Genomic DNA, 18,997 nt, shown 5'->3' with positions numbered 1-18,997 from the left:
CCGTTCACTTCGATGTGCGGGTGGGTGTGGGGGTCAGGGGGTCGGGTGCAGCGACGGGCCGCCGATCAGTTCCTGCACCGCGGCTCGCAGGGCCGGGAGGTCGGGGCCGCCGGGGGTGGCCGCGAACGGCGTGTGCTCGGAGGTCACGGGGCCGTCGACCGGGAACACCTGCTCCTCCGCGGGCAGCGGCACCGACGGGCACACCGCGTCGTCCGGTCGCGACCCGTGCAGCAGGAACACGTTGACCATGCCGTCCACGCACGGGTTGTCCTGCGTCGCGTACTGGCCGTGCATCGGGGAGTCGTCGACGGAGACGCGGCTGACGCCGGGCGCTTCGCGCAGCGCGGCGTCGGACTGCTCGTACCCGGTCTGCGGGTCGAACTCGCCTTGCACGACGAGCACCCGGTCGGCGACCTCGGCGGGCAGTTGCGGCAGCTCCTGCCGGGGCCCGTCGGACCAGGGCCCGCAGACCTCGCCGAGCCCGTAGGCCCACCCGAACAACGGCAGTTCGGGTCCTTGCTCGTCGCTGAGCCGCCGGTACTCCTCGGCGGACTTCGTCGGCTGGTCACCGCAGGCCACCGCGGCGCGGGTGCCCGCGACGTCCTGGTAGTCCGGGGTGATCGCGGCGGCGACCCGCTGCGGCGTCAGCTCGGCCAGCGGCACCCCGAAGCCGGCCTGGCTGCGCGCATCGAGCCGTTCCCGCAGCTGCGCGGGCACCGCGTCGGGCGCGGGCTGCTGCTGGTCGGTTTCCAGCCCGGCGACGAACACCGCGGTCGCCAGCAGCCAGCCGAATTCGCTGCCCTGGCCGACGAAGAGGCCGTCGAACGCGTCGGGGGAGACGCCCTGCGCCGCGTACTGCTCTCGCGCCCGCTCCCACGCCTGCCGCGCCGAGCCGACGTCGGTGCCGACGAGTTCCGGCAGCTGCCGCGTCGTCCACGGCAGGTACACCTCGTCGAACCAGCGCTGGCCGATGCGCGGGAAGTCCTCGAACGCGGCCTGCAACCGGCCCTGCCAGTTCACGTTCGAGTCGAGCACGACCTTGCCGGTGTGCTCGGGGAACAGCGACGCGTACTTCGCGCCGAGCCAGGTGCCGTAGGAGTAGCCGAGGTAGTTCAGCCGCTCCTCGCCGAGCAGCGCCCGGACGAGGTCCACGTCGTGCGCGGTCTGCCAGGTGGTGATGTAGGGGGCGAGCGCGTCGCTCTGGCAGGCCTCGGCGATGGCGCGCGGCGTCTTCTGGTGCTCGGCGATGCTCGCCGCGGAGCGGTCCCGCGCGTCGAGGCCCTCGGACTGCGGTAATCGGTCCACCGGCACGTGGCAGACGAATCCCTGCTGGTCGGGCGCGGTCCCGCCTTCGTGGCCGGTGCCGCGCGGGTCCATGCCGACGAGGTCGTAGGCGTGGTGCAGGTCGGGTTGCAGCCCGGCGATCGCCCCGGCCAGCGAACTCCCCTGTCCGCCGGGGCCGCCCGGGTTCAGCAGCATCGCGCCCTGGCGTTCGCCGTCGGCGCGGACCCGGCTGATCGAGACCGCGAGGTCGGGTCCCGCTTCGGGCGCGGCCCAGTCGCGGGGGACGGTGACCGTGGCGCACTCGGCGGGCACGGCCCCGTCGGCGGTGTCGAAGGGGCACGGGCCCCAGTCGAGCTGCTGGTCCGCGTAGCGCTCGGGCGCCGCGGGTTCGGCGGCGGCCACGCCGGGCACGCCGGCCGCCAGCAGTCCCAGGCAGGCGGTGGTGAGGACCGCCCGCGCCATCGTTGAATCGCGCATTCGAATCTCCTCGGATCGGTTTCCGGGGCAAGGGTCGCGCGATTCCTCGCGTATATGTATTGGTCTCCGGAATGAATTGTTCAATGCGCTTTTAGTTCGCGAGAACGAGGCGGGTGGCCGAAAGTACGAAATGTGTCCGAGTGGCTTGATCTCGATTCTTCGGCGCGGCTAACTTCCTCGGCATGAATTCGAATCTCGCACTTCCCGTCGCCCCGAAGAGCATCAACCTCGCCGCCCTGTCCTACCTGCTCTCCGCAGTGGTCCCGCTGGTGTGGAGCGTGGTCCTGATCGCCGGGGGCGACTACCCGGTTCCCGAGGGTGTCGCGCCGGAGCAGGCCGATCTCCTCATGAAGATGTCCGCGGTCTTCTCCGTGGTCCCGCTGTTGCTGTACCTGTGGCTGGTCGTGAAGCTGCGCGGTGGTCGCGGCTGGGCCCGGATCGTGCTCGCGATCTTCGCCGTTCTGCACGTGGCGGCGCTGTTCGGCCCGGCCGCGGGTGCCGCCGAGTACATCGGTCTCGCCCTGTCGTTGGCCGGTCTGGTGCTGAGCTTCCTGCCCGAGTCCAACCGGTACGTCGTCGACGTCAAAGCGGTCCGCTGATCCGTCGCCCGCACTGCGCTAAGGTCGGTGATCATGAGCAGTCCGTGGTACTTCGGGCCGCCTGCCCGGCGCGGGTTGTTCGCCGCGGAGGTCGTCGCGCTGGCGCTGGTCTACGTCGGCGACATGGTCTCGATGGTGCGGCTGGGGCTGGACGTCTCGCCCACCGCCGCGTTCCTGGTCCCGTCGAGCGGCACGATCGTCGCCCTGCTGGCGGTGCTGCGGCGGCGGTTCCCCGCGCACGTCGGCAGGCTGGCCGCCGCGTCCATCGTGCTCAGCGCGCTGAGCACGGTGATCGGCGAATCCCTCGGCGCGGCCGGGATGAGTCCCGGGCTGCTCCCGGCCGGTGCCGAGATCGTCGGGCTGTCCCTGCTGGTCGGGGCCGCGTGCCGGCGGCTGCGGCCGCGGGCGGCGGTGCTGGTCGCGGCGGGCAGCGTGCTGGCCCTGCTCGGGGCGGCGCTGCTGCGCTACGACGGCACCCCGCGTGCCGTGCTCGCGGTCGCGGCGGCCCTGGTCTGGGGTCTCGCCCTGGCGATCGGGCTGGTGCTGCGCGATGCCGACAACCGCAGGCGCAACGAGCTCGTGGAGGTGCGCACCGGCGAGCGGCTGCGGCTGGCCCGCGAGCTGCACGACCTGGTCGCGTTCCACGTCAGCGGCATCGTGGTGCGGGCGAACGCGGCCCGCGCGGTGGCCGGGAATCCGCGCGCGGCCAAGGAGGATCCGGTCGAGGTCTACACCGAGATCGAGGATGCGGGCGCGGAAGCGCTCGCCGCGATGCGCAGGCTCGTCGGTATGCTCCGCACCGACGATGACGATTCCCTCCCGCAGGGCACCGGATTCGGCGCCGCGGTGCGGCAGGCGGCCGGGGTGCACGCGGCAGTGGACCTGACCGCCGACCTGGACGAGGTGCCGGTGCACCCGGAGCTGGCGACGACCGCGCACCGGATCGTGCTGGAGGCGTTGACCAACGCCCGCAAGCACTCCCCGGACGCCACCGACCCCCGGGTCACCGGCCGCCGCGAGGGGGCGGAACTCGTCCTCGTCGTGGAAAACGACAACGTGCCGTCGGTGTCGCCGGATCGCACCGGCTCCGGGTACGGGCTGGTCGGCATGGCCGAACGCGTGGAGGCGGTCGGCGGCACCGTGCAGGCCGGTCCCGCACCGGGCCGCCGGTGGCGGGTCACCGCCCGATTCCCGGTCGACGTGCCGCGGCGCCCCGGCGACCAGGGAGACCTCCGGTGACCATTCGCGTTCTCATCGCCGACGACCAGACGCTCGTGCGCACCGGTTTCCGGCTCATCCTCAGCGCCGAACCGGACCTGGAGGTCGTCGGCGAGGCCGCGGACGGCGAGGCCGCCGTCAGCATGGCCCGCGAGCTGCGGCCCGACGTGACGCTGATGGACATCCAGATGCCGAAGGTCGACGGGCTGCAGGCGACGCGGCTGCTGGCCGGTCCGGACGTCGCGGACCCGCTGAAGGTCGTGGTGGTCACCACCTACGACGTGGACGAGAACGTGTACGCGGCGCTGCTGGCCGGGGCGCGCGGCTTCCTGCTCAAGGACGCGGGCGCGACGCTGCTGATCAACGCGGTGCACGCGGCCGCGGACGGCGACTCGATGATCTCCCCGTCGGTGACGACGCGGCTGCTGCAGCACTTCACCGGCCCGGGCAAGCGGCCGATGGGGCGCGGCGAGACGCCGCTAACCGAGCGCGAGCTGGACGTGGTGCTGGCGGTGGCGCGCGGCGCCACGAACGCGGAGATCGCCGCCGAATTGCACGTGTCGCTGTCCACGGTGAAGTCGCACCTGGCGAGCTCGCAGCAGAAGCTGTCGGCCCGCAACCGCACGGAGATCGCGATCTGGGCCTGGCAGCACGGCCTGGTCAGCTGAATCGCGCTCGCACCTCGGCCGGGGGCGCCTCGCCGGTCCGGTCGGCTGCCGCCGCCCCGTCGGTCCGGACCTCGCCGGACTGGACCTCGCCGGACTGCGCGGGCCCGGTCGGCGGCGCAGCCGCAGGCGACGGTGCAGCCTCGTCCGACGGGGCGGGCCCAGCCGACGGCGCAGCCTCGGGCGACGGCGCAGCCTCGTCCCGCGCGGGCCCGGCCGGTTCCGCCGGAACCCGCACCACGTGGGTGCGGGCCACGATGTCACCGAGCCGTTGGTGCTGCGGCGTCACGATCATCAGCACCAGTCCGACGAGCCCGAAGAACATGGCGTCCACCGAGACCAGCAGCCACCGCGCGTTGTGCTGCGCCAGCCGGGCCCGTTCACCGTCGATCGCGATGACGCGCAGCCGCAGCCACCGCATGACGATGGTGCTGCCGTCGTGGCGGTACGGGAACCACACGTGCCACCACCAGTTCTCCGCGATCATCAGCGCGAAGAAGACGGCGAAAGTGGCGACGAACGCGGGTGACGGTGACATCCCGAACTTGATGAGCGGTATCGCGAGCACCAACGCCAGCAGCATCTGCAGCATGCACACCAGCCACAGCAGCAGGGCGTCCAGCGCGATCTGCGTGCACCGCCTGCCCAGGAAGGCCGCTTTCGCCCGCGGATCGGTGGCGTCCTGCGCCGGGTTCTGCACGGTCGGCACCATCGCGTTCTCCCTGGGGCGGCTGCGGTCGGCCCATGGTACTCGGCGCCGGAACACCCCCGTGCCCGGCCGAACGCGTTGCGGCGCAAGGGTTTCGGCGGTGTCGTACTTTCGGCCGGGGTGCGCGGCGGAGGTTTCGTCCCTCGGCCCGATGTTCCCGCGGCGCGGGACCGGCAGGCTCCTCGGTGTCGATGGACGAGGCAGCCCGGTAGGCGGGCGGCGGAAGTGGAGCGAGACGATGAACAAGCGCAACGTGGTGAACGCCCTGGTGCTGGTCCTGGTGTCCCTGTCGGTGGTGCCGACCCTGATCCGCGCCGAGCACTGGTCGGTGCTGAACTACGTGACCGCGGGAGCGCTGGCGGTCGGGGTGGTCTGGTTCGTGGTGGACGTGGCGCGCGCCGCGGGGGCCGGCCGGTCGAGCTGATTCCTGCGCACACGCGGAATCCGCCTGCTCGAAGATGCCGCGCACGCGTGGAGTTCCCCGTTGCGAGACGCGCCGGACTGCCCCGAGGTTGAGCCGGGAGCCCCCGATCTTGGCCGTTCGGACGGGAACCTCGGCCGTTCGGCCGTGATCTTGTGGAAACCCTGTCGCTGAGCGGAACGAGACCGGTACGTTCCGTTGCCGTGGCGGGGTCCGGTGTGCCGGTGCCCATCGGGAGGAGCCACATCGCGAGGGGACACGACGTGCGAGAAGAGGGGAAACGCGTGAGCGGGGCGGGGATGACCGAGCAGGTGCGGGGGACGGCGCAGGTGGTGGAGGCGAAGTTGCAGGCCTCGTCCGCCGCGGTCGGCACGCTGCGGCGGGACGTGGAAGCCGGGCGGCTGCGGCTGGACCCGGCTGCCGGCCGGGCGATCCAGGACATGCTGACCGAGCAGGTCGACCAGGTGCAGGACTGGCTGAACCGCGCGGTGGGCCTGGGGCGGCGCGCACCGCTGGGGCGCAACCCGGTGGGGGAGGCGATGGCGGCGAAGTTCGCCGATCGCGGCACCGGGGACGGCGATTCGTTCACCGAGGTGCTGCAGCAGTACCGCCGAGTGCTGGACGACGCGCGCGAGGCCGTCGAGGACGCGATGCGCCGCTACCGCGCCGACGACGAGCGCGCCGAGGACGAGTTCCGCCGCATCGGGCAACAGCTGTGACCGGCCGCGGGTAGCGGAGTCGTCGGCGATCGAGATCGAGCGCTCCGCCGGGCGGGCAACCCGGCGGGGTGCCGGTGCGTCCACTGTGCGCAGGGATCGGCGTGGCGGGCGGATGGGCTGGTGGCGGTGTGCGAGAAGCCGTCGCCGGAGGGGGAAGTGGCACGTGGAAGAACAGCAGCACGCCGTGACGCGGGCGAAGAACGCGCGGTCGTCCGATGACGACCGCGCCTTGGTGGACACCCAGAACTGGAGTTCCTACAGCCACCGCGAGCTGTACGAGGCGGTGCACCGGGACAACGATCCGGGCCGCGTGGGTGAACTCGCCGGCGATTGGGCACGGCTGGGCATCGAGATGAGCGAGTCCGCACAGCGCATGGGCGAGCGGCTGCGCAGCACCGAGCACGGCTGGCAGGGCGAGGCGGGCGATTCGGCGCGCGGTGCGATCCACGAGATCGCCACCTGGACCTCGGAGGCCGGCGCGACGGCCAATGGTCTCGGGGCGCGGATCGAGGAGCAGGGCCGCGTCATGGAGACGGCCAAGATGGCCATGCCGGAACCGGTCGACGTCGACCTGGACGAAGATCTGACGCACAGGTTCAACGGTTCGGGAGGGCAGGGGTCGGTCGTCGACCTGTTCACGGCGACCGTCGACCAGCGGGTGCGGACGATCAAGTCGGCCGACGCGCACCAGGACGCGGTCCAGGTCATGGAGCGGATGGAATCCGACTCCCGAGTGCTGGACGGCGACACGCCCCGCTTCGCGCCGCCGCCGGACCCGGTCCGGCAGGAGCAGCACCAGGGCACGCCGCCGGCGGACGGGAAGCTGACGCCGTTCCACCGGGCGACTCCCGCGCACGAGGCGGGCGAGGACGTCCAGCAGCTCGGTGAGCCGGTCACCCCGGGCGGTGCGGACGGGGACCTCGTCACGCGGAAGATGCCGGTGCTCGGCGACCCGGCGGCGGGCGACCCGGCCGCCACCGACCCCGCTTCCCGCGTCCCCACGTCCAACATCCCGGCCGCCACTGATCCGGCGAACGCGCTCGCACCCGAACAGCCGCAGATCCCGCAGGTCCCGCAGTCGCCGTCCGAACGGGGCGGTCCGATTCCGCGGCCGGGCGATCCCCAGATCCCCGTCGGGGGCACGCCGACACCGCGTTCGGTGCCGAGTGGCCGGACGCCGACGCCCCGGACGCCGTCGCCCCCGAACTTCGATCCGCCGACGGTGAAGTTCAAGCCGAGCGGCACGACCCCGCAGTCCACGAAGCCCAGCTCGGTGCCGAACCCGTCGTCGCCGGACATCACCGGCCGGGACACCTACAAGCCGCCGCGGCCGGTGTCCGGCCCGGACGCGCCGACCGCGATCACCCCGAACCCGTTCGCCAAGAACCCGGGTGGTGGCCCCGGTTCCGGTGGCCCTGGCGGTTCCCGCGGCGGCTGGGGCGGTTCGATCCCGCCGATTCCCGGCACGACGGGCGGTTCCGGCGGAGCGCTCGGCGCAGGCGGCGCGGGCTCGGGCGGTTCCGCTTCGGGTGGTTCCGGGCCGGGCGCGGGCGGCCGGGCCGGGGTCGGCTCGACCGGTGGGCCGGCGGCCGGGCGCCCGGTGGGCGCGGCGGGCGTGCCCGGTCAGGCCGGTGCGGCGGGCATGGGCGGCGGCGCGCCGGGGCAGGCGAACCGCGGCAAGGGCGGCGAGGACCAGGAGCGCCGCGCGAAGTACGTGGAGAGCGCCCCGATCGTCGAGGTCCCGGGCGCGGACCTGCCGCCACCGGTCATCGGCGGTGGCAAGCCGAAGAAGAAGGACAAGGACAAGGACTGACCGCGTCGTTCCGCGCACCGGCCGTGCGGGCCGGTGCGCGATCACGCGCGTGCTGATGAGGGGAAAGTGATGGACGAAGCGGACTTCGTGCTGTCCGCCGTCGAGTTCGACCTGGTGTCCGGGGCGCTCGACCTGGGCCGTGCGCCGTACCCGCTGCGGGTGCCGAGCATCGGCGCGACCGTCGAGGAGCGCACCGCGCGCACCGCCGAGGTGTTCCGCGCGCTGGCCGACCGCGGTCTCGCCACCGGCGAGCGGCTGGACGCCGAGCTGGAGGAGCTGCTGCGGCTGCTGGCGGAGCACGAGATCTCGGTGGACGTCGTCGGCTACGCGGACGGCCCGATCCGGGCGCTGGCCGCCGCGGATCGCCGGTCCGGGGTGCTGGCGGTGCTGGACGGGGACCGGTTGTCGTTGCGCGGTTTCCGGCCGGGTGCGCTGGCCGCGGTGGCGGCGGGCGTGCTGCCGTCCGCCGAGCCGGGCAAGGGGCGGTCGTTGACGGTGCGCCACGAGGTGCTGGCGAAGGTCGCGGACGAGGACGACTTCGGCGACGACCCGTTCGGCGGTGATCTCGACGAGCACACCGCTCTGGTGCGGGCGGGGGTGTCCGAACAGGACGCGGCCGCACTGGTGGAGCTGGCGGAGAACCGCCGTGGCGGCGGCCAGCTCGGCGTCCGCGGCGGCGGGTCCCGGGCGGCGACGCTCATCAGCTGGATGGACACCTCGCAGGGCCGCTACCTGCTGATCGGCGAACGGGGCTGGCTGAGCGTCGTGCCCGCCGAGCCGGGCCGCGTCGAGCAGCGGCTCGGCGAAATGCTGTCCAGCGTGGACTTCGCGGAGCTCGTGTCCCGGTGAACACCTTGTCGCGCAACGCATCCGGAGAGGAGCTACCTGCATGGCCTACGAAGTCGTCTCCGAGGACCTGACGGCGCACGCCGCCCACCTCGACTCGCTCACCGACCGGGTCGACACGGCGATCTCGGCCGCCGAACAGGTCGGCATGTCCGACGAGGCCTACGGGCTGCTGTGCTCGTTCCTGCCGCCGATCATCAATCCGACCGGGCAGGAAGGGCTCGCGGCGCTGCAGGCCGCCCGCGAAGGCCTGGAGACCACCGCGCAGAACGTCCGCACCACCGCCGAGGAGTACGACACCAACGACGAGGACAACTCGCAGTCCTTCCAGAAGTTGCACGGCACCGTGCCGGAGGGCTCCGAGCAGTTCCAGCTGATGGGCGGCGGCTCCGGCCCGGCGGAGCAGCAGCGGGGCACGCTCCCGGACGGGATGTCCGAGCAGCGGCAGGGCACGCCGCAGGGTGGCTATTCGGAGCAGCAGCGGGGGACGTTGCCGGAGGGAATGTCGGAGCAGCAGCGGGGGTCGTTGCCGGACGGCATGTCCGAGCAGCAGCAGGGCACCGCTTCGCGGTCGTCGGAGCAGGTGCAGGAGCCGACGGCGCGGAACGCTCCGCACGGTGAGCAGGTGCGAACCCCCGCCGAGCAGGGCTTCTCGCAGCAGGTGTTCGGCACCACCCCGCGGATCGACCCGGAGGCGACGGCGTAGTCCCCCCACCCGCCGCGTCCGCGCGGCGCGCACGTCATCGAGCAGCACATCGGCACGGAGGGAAGAACATGTCCGGACCAGCGGGCTTCGCCGCACTCGGCAGCGACCCGGACGACGCGGAACGGCGCATCGGCGACTGGGTGAAGGGCTTCGAGGAGAAGGCCCGCCGCTACGAGGCGGTGCGCGAGGAGACCGAGCAGATCCGGTTGACCGCGACCGGCCCGGACGGCCGGGTGAAGGTGACGGTGCGCGCCGACGGCAGCCTCACCGGCATCGAGTTCTCCGAGAAGATCCGTTCGATGCCGCTGGAGGAGCTGTCCGCGCAGATCCTCGGCACCATCCGCAAGGCGCAGGGCGACATCGCCTCCCGCGTCGGCGAGGTGATGTCCGAGCAGCTCGGTGACGAGGACCGGCAGACCCGGTCGCTGATGCTGGACAACCTGCGCGAGCGGTTCCCCGAGGAACCCGACGAAGCCGAGGACGAGGCGCCGGAGTCCGGCAAGTGGGCGGCGCCGGAGGACGACGAGCCGCCGCAGCAGCGGCCGGGTCCCACACCGCCGAGCCCCCCGCAGTCCGGCCCGTCCAGCCAGTCCGGCCCGTCCGCGACCCGTCCGACCGGCCGGCGCCGCCCGCAGCGGCGGGACGACGACGAGGACTTCCCGCCGGACTTCGACCCGCTGCGGGACTGACCCGCCGCATTCCCGACCCCACATTCGCCGGTGTCCCCGGCCCGCACTCTTGAGGTGATCTCCTGTGGCGAATCCGCTCGTCGCGGAACGCGAGGATTCGACCAAGTCCTTCAGCGGCGTCCCGATCCTGGAATCGGTCGACGAGACGAAGAAGGCCATCGAGTCGGGTGACTGGGCCGCCGGCGTGATGGGTGCGACCGGCACGGCGCTGGACGCGCTGGGCATGGCGATGGACCCGTTCGGTTCGATCTTCGCCGCGGGGGTGGGCTGGCTGATGGAGCACGTCGGCCCGCTGTCGGACGCGCTGGACTCGCTGACCGGTGATCCGGACGAGATCAAGGCGCATTCGGAGACGTGGAAGAACATCGCGACCGAGCTGGACGGGGTCGGCGCCGACCTGCAGCAGATGGTCGGCGCCGACATCGCCGAGTGGTCCGGCAAGGCCGCCGACGCCTACCGCAAGCGCAGCGAGGAGACCGGCACGCTGATCTCGGCCGCCAAGTCGGCGGCCGACGGTGCGGCCGACGGCATCGGCACCGCGGGCGAGATCGTCGCCGCCGTCCGGACCCTGGTGCGCGACATCATCGCCGAGCTGGTGGGCCACCTGATCAGCTGGGCGCTGCAGGTGCTGGCGACCGCGGGCATCGGGATGGCGTGGGTGCTGCCGCAGGTGGCCATGCAGGTCACCAAGGTCGCCACGAAGATCGCCGAGCTGACCATGAAGCTGGTCAAGGCGATGAAGGCCCTGATGCCGCTGCTGAAGAAGCTCGGCAAGGGCTTCGGCGACGCGGCCAAGGAGCTCAAGAAGATCAAGTCGGACGGTTCGTCCGGCGGCGGGCCGAAGCCGACCGGCGGCGACCGCTCCCGCGGCGGCCCGGACGGCCCGGCCTCCAACCACTCCTCGAACGCCGAGAACAAGCCCGGCGGCACACCCCCGCCCGGCAACGGCGGCCCGGCGTCGAACCACTCGTCCAACGCGGAAGGGTCCCCGACGCCTGGACCGAACAACGGCGGAAGTGGACGTGGCAACGGCGGCGGAAACGGCGGCGGAAACGGTGGCGGCCCGACGCCGACACCCACGCCGCCTCCGCGCGGCGGGAAGGGACCGGCCTCGACCCGTTCCACGTCCTCGAACAACACGGTGCGCGACCAGGGCACCAACTCGCGGTCCCTGCAGAACTCGCGCTGCGTGGGCGACCCGATCGACGTCTCCTCCGGGCAGATGATGCTGGCGCAGACCGACGCGGAGTTCCTCGCCGCGCTGCCGCTGGTCGTCGAACGCACCCACCTGTCCGCGTTCCGGGCCGGGCGCGCGTTCGGCCCCAGCTGGGTGTCCACATTGGACCAGCGCGTGGAGGTGGACGAGCAGGGCGTCGTGCTCGTCGCGGCGGACGGGGTGCTCCAGCACTTCCCGCACCCGGCGGTCGGCTCGTGGGTGTTCAGCGACGGCGGCCCGCGCCGTCCGCTCGGCCGGGCCGAGGACGGCGCCTACGTCCTCGACGACCAGCAGCAGCGGCAGGTCCTGCGCTTCGCCGGTGCCGGTGCCACCTGCCCGCTGACCTCCATCTCCGACCACGTCGGGAACCGCATCGACTTCCTGCACGACGAGCACGGGATACCCCGCGAGATCCGGCACAGCGGCGGCTACCGGGTGCTGGTCGACACCGCCGACGGCCTGGTCACCTCGTTGCGGTCCGCCACGGCCGACGGCGACGTGGAGCTGATGCGCTACGGCTACACCGGCGACCGGCTCACCGAAGTGGTCAACGCGTCGGGGCAGCCGATGCGCTTCGACTACGACCACGTCGGGCGGATCACCGGCTGGACCGACCGCAACGGCGAGTGGTACCGATACCACTACGACCACGAAGGACGCTGCGTCCGCACCGAGGGCTCCGGCGGTTTCCTCACCTGCGGCATGGAGTTCGACACCGAGAACCGGATCACCCGCAGCACGGATTCGCTCGGCAACGTCACGACGTTCCGGATGAACGAAGCGGGCCAGGTCGTCGAGGAGATCGACCCGCTCGGGGCATCGACCACCTCCGAGTGGGACCGGCACGACAACCTGCTGCGGCGCACCGACCCGCTCGGGCGCAGCATCCGCTACGACCGGGACGAGCGGGGCAACATCCTCGCCATCACCCGCCCGGACGGCAGCCGGCTCAGGTGCGAGTACGACGAATCCGGCCTGCCGATCGCGGTCGTCGAGGCAGACGGAACCACCACGCGGCACACCTACGACGAGCTCGGCAACATCCGCACCACCACCGACCCGTGCGGTGCGACCACCACCTACCGCTACGACGAGCGCGGCGCCCTCGCCTCGGTCACCGACGCGCTCGGCGGCACCAGCACCGTGGAGGTCGACGCGAGCGGGCTCCCGGTCGCGCTCCGCGACCCGCTCGGCGCCGTCACCCGGTACGAACGGGACCGGTTCGGCCGGGTCACTTCGATCACCGACCCGGTGGGCGGGGTGCAGCGGTTCGGCTGGACGGTCGGCGGCGAACTCGCCTGGCACGAACGGGCCGACGGCACCGTCGAACGGCGCGTCCACGACGGCGAGGGAAACCTGCGCGAGCACCGCGACGAGTTCTCCGAGGTCTCCACCACCGAGATCACCCACTTCGACCTGGTGGCCGCCGAGGTCCGTCCCGACGGCACGCGGCTGGAGTTCGGCTACGACACCGAGATGCGGCTGACTTCCGTGACCGACCCGCAGGGGCTGGTCTGGCGGTACGAGTACGACGCCGCGGGCCGTCTGGTGCGCGAAACCGACTTCAACGGGCGCACCCTCCAGTACGCCTACGACGCGGCGGGCAGGCTCGTCGAACGCACCAACGGCGCCGGGGAGGTCACCCGGTTCGGGCTCGACGTGCTCGGCAACATCGTCGAACGCCGCACCGCCTCCGACGTCGCCCGGTTCACCCTCAGCGAGACCGGGGAGATCCTGGAAGCCGTCAACGGCACGAGCCGGGTCACCTTCCAGCACGACCCGGCGGGCCGGGTGATCGCCGAGACCGTCAACGGGCGCACCGTCACCTCCGAGTACGACCTGCTGGGGCGCCGCATCCGGCGCCGCACCCCGTCCGGCGCCGAGAGCACCTGGGAGTACGACGCCAACGACCAGCCGATCGCCCTGCACAGCGCCGGCCGGACGCTGCGCTTCGAGTACGACCGCGCAGGCCGGGAAGTGCGCCGCAGCACCGCATCCGGCCTGGTGTTCGGCCAGTCGTGGACCGCCACGCACCTGCTCCAGACCCAGACGATCGCCGGTGCGGGCGGGCGGATCGCCCAGCAGCGCACCTACGCGTACCGGGCCGACGGTGCGCTCACCGGGGTGCAGGACGGGATCACCGGACCGCGCACCTTCACCCTCGACCACGCGGGCAAGGTGCTCGGCGTCCAGGGCTCCGGTTGGTCCGAGCGCTACGCCTACGACGCCACCGGCAACATCACCCACGGCAGCTGGCCCGCCTCCGGGGCGGACGACGAGTTCGGCGACCGCGCGCACACCGGCACCCTGCTCCGCGCCGCGGGCGGTGCCCGCTACGAGTACGACGCGCAGGGCCGGATGGTGCTGCGGCAGCGCAAGCGCCTGTCCCACCGCCCCGAGACCTGGCGCTACTCCTGGGACGGCGACGACCGGCTGGTCGGCGTGCTCACCCCGGACGGAACGCGGTGGGCCTACCACTACGACGCGATCGGACGGCGCATCGCCAAGCAGCGCCTCGGTCCCGACGGGACGACCGTGGTCGCCGGGGTGGACTTCAGCTGGGACGGGCACGTGCTCGCGGAGCAGGCCGAGTACCGGCAGGGGCAACCCGGCCCGCTCGTCCTCGTCTGGGACCACGAGCCCGAGTCGTTCCGGCCCCTCACCCAGGCCGAACGGGTGCTGCGCGGACCCCAGGACTGGGTGGACTCGAAGTTCCACGCGATCGTCACGGATGCGGTCGGCACCCCGACGGAGCTCGTCGACGAGCACGGCGTCGTGTCCTGGGTGAGCCGCACGACGCTGTGGGGTGGCGCGCCCGGCGCGGAGGCGGTCACCGGCACGCCGCTGCGCTTCCCCGGGCAGTACTACGACGCCGAGACCGGTCTGCACTACAACTTCTACCGTTACTACGACCCGCTGCTGGCCCGCTACGCCAGCCCCGACCCGCTGGGCCTGGACGGCGGCCTCAACCAGCACGCCTACGTCCCCAACCCGCACAGCTGGACGGACCCGCTGGGGCTCAAGTGCAACAAGGGATCGGATACCAAGGGCAAGAAGGAACCGGATCCCACGAAGAGGACGATCAAGAACCTCGCAGAGGCGTTCGGCGAGAAGGGGAAGCTGAACAAGCACATCTTCGAAGGGGAGAAGGGGTCGGATGGGAAACCGACCGGCTTGCACGCGTACGGGAACTCCCCTGGCCGTCCGAAGTTGAAACCCGGTGAGGAATGGGTCAACTCGAAGACCGGCAAGTCGAAATACCTGCCGGATGATGTCACCGTTCTTGCGAAACGGGGGAAGTTCACGCAGGTGCACGAGATCATCTACAAGAAGGACGGAGCCGACGGCGTCAAGCGGAGCACCATGTTCCCGGCGCACTGGAGCAAGCAGGACGTGCAGGCCTACGTCGCGAACAACAGCAGCAACCGGGAAAAGCTGCTCGGTAGCGACTACAAAGACCATTACGACAAGACGTCCACGGATCAGGTCAACGACCGGATCGGTCGTGGGCACAAAGTCGAGCTCGACTCGGTGGGCGGCGATGACGGGACGATCTTCCCGAAGAAGAACGACAAGGTGTTCAACCCCCACCCCGATGGCGTTGACAAGACGTGGACCACGACGGGACCGGGCGACAAGTGGTCCGCCACCGGAAAGAAGGGGTAGTGGAGCTCGGTGCTCCGAAGCTGTGACGGCCCGGGACCCGCGTGGGTCGGCGGCCCGCTCAGCCGTTCGAGGATGAGCGGGCCGCGGCCCCGTGCCCTACCCCGCCGCTTCCAGCACCCGCCCCAAGCTGATCGGCAGGTCCCGGTGCCGCACCCCGGTCGCGTGCCGGACGGCGTTGGCGATGGCGGCGGCGGTGCCGACGATGCCGACCTCACCGATGCCCTTCACCCCGGACGGGTTGCCCGGGTCGGGGTCGTCGACCCAGTCCACCTCGATCTCGGGCACGTCGGCGTGCGCGGCGATGTGGTACCCGGCGAGGTTCGCGTTGGCCTGGCGGCCGCTGGCGTCCCGCACGCCTTCTTCGTGCAGCGCCATCGACAAGCCCATGATCATGCCGCCGGCGAACTGGCTGCGCGCGGTGAGCGGGTTGATGATCCGCCCGACCGCGAACATGCCGAGCAGCCGCCGCACCCGCACTTCGCCGCTGCCGACGTCGACGGCGACCTCGGCGAACTGGGAGCTGAACGAGTGCCGTTCGAGCTGTTCGCGGGCGCCGATGAGCTCGGTGGTGTCGGCGCGCGCGGTCACCGGGGCGGTTTCCCCGGCGGCGAGCTTCTTCTGCAGCGCCCGCGCGGCCTCGATGATGGCGAACGACCAGGATTCGGTGCCGCGCGAGCCACCGGCGATGAACGCGGGTCCGAAGTCGCTGTCGGCGATCCGGATCCGCACCGCCGCCAGCGGCACGTCCAGCGCCTCCGCGGCGACCTGGGCGAGCGCGGTGCGCGCGCCGGTGCCGATGTCGGCGGCGGCGATGCGCACCTCGTACGTCCCGTCGGCGTCCGCGGTGATGGCGGCGCTGGAGGGCATCGGCCCGGCGCCGAACGATCCGGCGGCGACCCCGGTGCCGAGCAGCCAGCGCCCGTCCCGGCGCACCCCGGGCCGCGGGTCCCGCTGCCACCAGCCGAAGCGGCTCGCGCCCTGTTCGAGGCAGTCCACCAGCCTGCGGCTGCTGAACGGCTTCCCGGAGGCGGGCCCGACGGCCGGTTCGTTGCGCAGTCGCAGCTCCACCGGGTCGATGTCGAGGCGCTCGGCGAGCTCGTCCATCGCCGATTCCAGCGCGAACGAGCCGGGTGCCGCGCCGGGCGCGCGCATCCAGCCCGGTGAGGGCACGTTCAGCGGCACCACCTTGGTGCGGGTGCGGATCGCCTCGGACGCGTACATGACGCCGGTGAGCTCGGTGCCGAGCTCCACGAACTCCTTGACGGTGGAGGTGAACGAGTGCGATTCGTGGTCGACGGCGCGCAACCGGCCGTCGGCGTCCGCGGCGAGCCGCACCCGCTGCTCGGTCGCCGAGCGCAGCGAGGTGATGGCGAAGACCTGCGGCCGGGTCAGCACCACCCGCACCGGGCGCTGCAACTGCGTCGCGGCCATCACCGCCAGCACGAGCTGCGGGCCGAGGGCCTTGGAGCCGAAGCCGCCGCCGACGTGCTCGGAGCGGATCCGCACCGCCGCCGGGTCGAGGTCGAACAGCGTCGCCACGACCTGCGCGACCAGGTAGGAGCCCTGGTTGGCGTCGACGACTTCGAGCCTGCCGTCCTCCCAGCGGGCCATCGACGCGTGCGGCTCCATCGCGGTGTGGTGCTCTTCGGGCGTGGTGTAGGTGTGCTCGACGACGGCGGCGGCCGCGTCGGCCTCGGTGTCCACGTCGCCCTTGTCGACGGTGCCCGCGCCCTGCGGTGCGTACTCGGCGGGGTGCCCGGCGCGGAACCCGGCGTCGTGCGGTTCTTCCTCGTAGGTGACCTGGAGGGCGTCGGCGGCGGCGCGGGCCTGCTCCGGCGTCTTCGCGACCACCAGCGCCACCGGGTGCCCCACGTACCGCACCCGGTCGTCCTGCAGGAGTTGCAGCCCTGGATCGGGCCCGAAGATCCCGGCTTCCGGGTTGAGCCGCGGCGCGTTGCCGTGGTGCAGCACGGTGAGCACGCCCGGCATGTCCAGCACCGCGTCCTCGTCGAGGGAGGTGATCCGGCCGTGCGCGACGGTGGACAGCACCAGCGAGCCGTGCGCGAGGTCCTCGATGGGGTGATCTCCGGCGTAGCGGGCTTCGCCGGTGACCTTGGCGCGGCCTTCGAGGCGGGTGTGCGCGGAGCCCGCGGTGCCGGTGTCCGCGGGTGCGGTGGTGGTGGTGCTCGTGGCGCTCAGCCGCGGGTCGACGGTGGTCATCGGGTGGCCTCCTCGGCGATCTCGGTCAGCACGGACACCACGAGGTTCCGGATCAGCGGCACCTTGTACCCGTTGTGCGGCAGGGGTGTCGCGGCGGCGAGTTCGGTGTCGGCGGCGGCGCCGAACTCCGCGGCGGTGGCGGGGCGGCCCAGCAGCGCCTGCTCCGCCGCGCGTGCCCGCCACGGCCGGTTGGCGACGGCGCCGAACGCGATGCGCACGTCGGAGACGACCCCGTCGCGGACGTCGAGGGCGGCGGCGATGGAGCCGTTCGCGAACGCGTAGGAGGCGCGTTCCCGTACCTTCCGGTACCGGGAGCGGGCCGCGATCTCCGCGCCAGGCAAGGAGATCCCGGTGATCAGGGCGCCCGCGGGCAGCGCGACGTCCGCGTCCGGGCGGTCCCCCACCGGGCGGTGGAAGTCCGAATAGGACAGTTCGCCGGTGCCGTCGGCGGTCTCGTAGGACACCACGGCGTCGAACGCGGCCAGCGGTACCGCCATGTCCGACGGGCTGGTCGCCGCGCACTGCTCGGACCAGTCGAAGATCGCGTGGTTGTGGTGCTCGCCCTCGATGGCCGGGCAGCCGCTGCCCGGCACCCGCTTGTTGCAGGGCTGCGTGACGTCGGCGAAGTAGCCGCACCGGGTGCGCTGCAACAGGTTCCCGCCGACGGTGGCCACGTTGCGCAGCTGCCCCGACGCGCCCGCGAGCACGGCCTGGGCGAGCGCGGGGAAGCGGCGCCGCACCTCCGGGTGGTTGGCGACCTCGCTGTTGGTGGCGGTGGCGCCGATGCGCAGCCCGCCGTCCGCGGCGACCTCGATGGTGTTCAGCGGCAGCCTGCGCACGTCCACCAGCTGCGGCGGGGTCTCCACCCCGACCTTCATCAGGTCGACGAGGTTGGTGCCGCCGCCGAGGAACCGGGCGTCCGGGTTCTCGGCGAGCAGGGCGGTGGCGGTGCGCACGTCGGTGGCGCGCCGGTAGTCGAACTCCTTCACGCCGAGACCTCCGATCCGCCGCGGGACACGGTGCTCGCGGCCTCGTGCACGGTGGCGGCCTGCGCGACGGCGCGGACGATGGAGTTGTGCGCGCCGCAGCGGCACAGGTTGCCGCTCATCCGCTCGCGGATCTCCGCGGCGTCCAGCGCGGGCGCACCGGCCTCGGGCCGCACGTCCGCGGTGGCGGCGCTGGGCCAGCCCGCGGCGTGCTCCTGGATGACGGCGACGGCCGAGCAGATCTGCCCGGGCGTGCAGTAGCCGCACTGGTAGCCGTCGAAGTCGAGGAACGCCTGCTGCACCGGGTGCAGCCGGTCGCCGTCGGCGATGCCCTCGACGGTGGTGATCTCGGAGCCGTCGGCGGCGACGGCCAGCTGCAGGCAGGACACGGCGCGCTGCCCGTCGAGCAGCACGGTGCAGGCGCCGCACTGGCCCTGGTCGCAGCCCTTCTTGGTGCCCACGAGGTCGAGGCCGTCGCGGAGCGCGTCGAGCAGGGTGGTGCGGTTGTCGACCGCGAGCGAACGGTCCTCGCCGTTCACCCGCAGCGAGATGGTGGTGTGGTGGGGCATGGGGATCTCCGTCGGTGGCCGACAAGAACGGGAACGGACACCGCCGCGGCGGCGCCTCACGAGTGTGACCGGGCACGGCCGGGTTCGCGCTGCACCGAGGCCGCGGGGAACGCACGTCGGGATTGCGGCGCACCCCCTCGGGACGATTCCGGCCGATCCGTCGAAACGGATCAACGACCGGGAACCCGGAAAAA

At 72.4% G+C, this 18,997-nt stretch carries 15 protein-coding genes; 10 read left to right on the top strand and 5 right to left on the bottom strand.

The genetic code is table 11. From position 1 onward, the window contains the following. Positions 1-33 precede the first annotated feature (33 nt). The gene (locus tag ABZ805_RS09900) at positions 34-1,761 is read right to left on the bottom strand and encodes an alpha/beta fold hydrolase (protein WP_358437052.1); all 1,728 of its coding nucleotides are present in this window, start codon (positions 1,759-1,761) and stop codon (positions 34-36) included. Between the two features lie 182 nt (positions 1,762-1,943). Between ABZ805_RS09900 and ABZ805_RS09895 the strand changes: the two genes are divergently transcribed. The 3 genes from ABZ805_RS09895 to ABZ805_RS09885 are packed head-to-tail and all read left to right on the top strand — an operon-like array spanning position 1,944 to position 4,246. Then, positions 1,944-2,360 carry a hypothetical protein gene (locus ABZ805_RS09895; protein ID WP_358437049.1) on the top strand — a complete coding sequence of 139 codons (417 nt, stop codon included), beginning with the start codon at positions 1,944-1,946 and terminating at the stop codon, positions 2,358-2,360. Positions 2,361-2,393: 33 nt separating this feature from the next. Then, on the top strand, positions 2,394-3,599 hold the full coding sequence (locus tag ABZ805_RS09890) for a histidine kinase (protein WP_358437046.1): 1,206 nt from the start codon (positions 2,394-2,396) through the stop codon (positions 3,597-3,599). Continuing rightward, positions 3,596-4,246 (top strand): response regulator transcription factor, encoded by a 651-nt coding sequence (locus ABZ805_RS09885; RefSeq protein WP_358437044.1) that lies wholly within the window; start codon positions 3,596-3,598, stop codon positions 4,244-4,246. Before ABZ805_RS09890 ends, ABZ805_RS09885 begins: the two co-directional genes overlap by 4 nt. On the opposite strand, the gene ABZ805_RS09880 is transcribed toward ABZ805_RS09885, so the two are convergent. Further along, positions 4,239-4,955 carry an RDD family protein gene (locus ABZ805_RS09880; RefSeq protein WP_358437041.1) on the bottom strand — a complete coding sequence of 239 codons (717 nt, stop codon included), beginning with the start codon at positions 4,953-4,955 and terminating at the stop codon, positions 4,239-4,241. The two genes, ABZ805_RS09885 and ABZ805_RS09880, sit on opposite strands and share 8 nt — an antisense overlap. A gap of 235 nt (positions 4,956-5,190) precedes the next feature. On the opposite strand from ABZ805_RS09880, the gene ABZ805_RS09875 reads away from it, so the two are divergent. The 7 genes from ABZ805_RS09875 to ABZ805_RS09845 all read left to right on the top strand — a co-directional run bounded on the left by ABZ805_RS09875 (position 5,191) and on the right by ABZ805_RS09845 (position 15,028). After that, a complete protein-coding gene (locus ABZ805_RS09875) occupies positions 5,191-5,376 on the top strand; it encodes a hypothetical protein (protein ID WP_358437038.1) in 186 nt (61 codons plus the stop codon). A 281-nt stretch (positions 5,377-5,657) separates the two neighbouring features. After that, complete coding sequence (locus ABZ805_RS09870; RefSeq protein WP_358437035.1) at positions 5,658-6,092, top strand: hypothetical protein; 435 nt, start codon at positions 5,658-5,660, stop codon at positions 6,090-6,092. A gap of 163 nt (positions 6,093-6,255) precedes the next feature. Beyond that, complete coding sequence (locus ABZ805_RS09865) at positions 6,256-7,905, top strand: PPE domain-containing protein (protein WP_358437032.1); 1,650 nt, start codon at positions 6,256-6,258, stop codon at positions 7,903-7,905. A 69-nt stretch (positions 7,906-7,974) separates the two neighbouring features. Continuing rightward, positions 7,975-8,754, top strand: a complete 780-nt coding sequence (locus ABZ805_RS09860) for an ESX secretion-associated protein EspG (protein ID WP_358437029.1) — start codon at positions 7,975-7,977, stop codon at positions 8,752-8,754. A 40-nt stretch (positions 8,755-8,794) separates the two neighbouring features. Beyond that, complete coding sequence (locus tag ABZ805_RS09855; protein ID WP_358437027.1) at positions 8,795-9,457, top strand: type VII secretion target; 663 nt, start codon at positions 8,795-8,797, stop codon at positions 9,455-9,457. A gap of 68 nt (positions 9,458-9,525) precedes the next feature. Further along, positions 9,526-10,146, top strand: coding sequence for a YbaB/EbfC family nucleoid-associated protein (locus tag ABZ805_RS09850; protein WP_358437024.1), 621 nt, complete (start codon positions 9,526-9,528; stop codon positions 10,144-10,146). A 64-nt stretch (positions 10,147-10,210) separates the two neighbouring features. Further along, positions 10,211-15,028 carry an RHS repeat-associated core domain-containing protein gene (locus ABZ805_RS09845; protein WP_358437022.1) on the top strand — a complete coding sequence of 1,606 codons (4,818 nt, stop codon included), beginning with the start codon at positions 10,211-10,213 and terminating at the stop codon, positions 15,026-15,028. Between the two features lie 96 nt (positions 15,029-15,124). On the opposite strand, the gene ABZ805_RS09840 is transcribed toward ABZ805_RS09845, so the two are convergent. The 3 genes from ABZ805_RS09840 to ABZ805_RS09830 are packed head-to-tail and all read right to left on the bottom strand — an operon-like array spanning position 15,125 to position 18,803. After that, the gene (locus tag ABZ805_RS09840; RefSeq protein ID WP_358437019.1) at positions 15,125-17,248 is read right to left on the bottom strand and encodes a xanthine dehydrogenase family protein molybdopterin-binding subunit; all 2,124 of its coding nucleotides are present in this window, start codon (positions 17,246-17,248) and stop codon (positions 15,125-15,127) included. Continuing rightward, entirely contained in the window at positions 17,245-18,237 is a 993-nt protein-coding gene (locus ABZ805_RS09835; RefSeq protein ID WP_358437017.1) for a xanthine dehydrogenase family protein subunit M, read from the bottom strand. Before ABZ805_RS09835 ends, ABZ805_RS09840 begins: the two co-directional genes overlap by 4 nt. Further along, entirely contained in the window at positions 18,234-18,803 is a 570-nt protein-coding gene (locus ABZ805_RS09830) for a 2Fe-2S iron-sulfur cluster-binding protein (RefSeq protein ID WP_358437014.1), read from the bottom strand. Before ABZ805_RS09830 ends, ABZ805_RS09835 begins: the two co-directional genes overlap by 4 nt. Positions 18,804-18,997 lie beyond the last annotated feature (194 nt).

The organism is Saccharopolyspora sp. NPDC047091 (assembly GCF_040643635.1).
GTDB lineage: Bacteria > Actinomycetota > Actinomycetes > Mycobacteriales > Pseudonocardiaceae > Saccharopolyspora_C.
The sequence above is the reverse complement of the archived record's forward strand: the minus strand, read 5'-3'. Positions and strand labels throughout refer to the sequence as shown.

Coding starts and splice junctions, on each gene's coding strand:
- ABZ805_RS09900 (WP_358437052.1), bottom strand. CDS start 1,761: ATGCGCGATTCAACGATGGCGCGGGCGGTCCTCACCACCGCCTGCCTG.
- ABZ805_RS09895 (WP_358437049.1), top strand. CDS start 1,944: ATGAATTCGAATCTCGCACTTCCCGTCGCCCCGAAGAGCATCAACCTC.
- ABZ805_RS09890 (WP_358437046.1), top strand. CDS start 2,394: ATGAGCAGTCCGTGGTACTTCGGGCCGCCTGCCCGGCGCGGGTTGTTC.
- ABZ805_RS09880 (WP_358437041.1), bottom strand. CDS start 4,955: ATGGTGCCGACCGTGCAGAACCCGGCGCAGGACGCCACCGATCCGCGG.
- ABZ805_RS09875 (WP_358437038.1), top strand. CDS start 5,191: ATGAACAAGCGCAACGTGGTGAACGCCCTGGTGCTGGTCCTGGTGTCC.
- ABZ805_RS09860 (WP_358437029.1), top strand. CDS start 7,975: ATGGACGAAGCGGACTTCGTGCTGTCCGCCGTCGAGTTCGACCTGGTG.
- ABZ805_RS09855 (WP_358437027.1), top strand. CDS start 8,795: ATGGCCTACGAAGTCGTCTCCGAGGACCTGACGGCGCACGCCGCCCAC.
- ABZ805_RS09850 (WP_358437024.1), top strand. CDS start 9,526: ATGTCCGGACCAGCGGGCTTCGCCGCACTCGGCAGCGACCCGGACGAC.
- ABZ805_RS09840 (WP_358437019.1), bottom strand. CDS start 17,248: ATGACCACCGTCGACCCGCGGCTGAGCGCCACGAGCACCACCACCACC.
- ABZ805_RS09830 (WP_358437014.1), bottom strand. CDS start 18,803: ATGCCCCACCACACCACCATCTCGCTGCGGGTGAACGGCGAGGACCGT.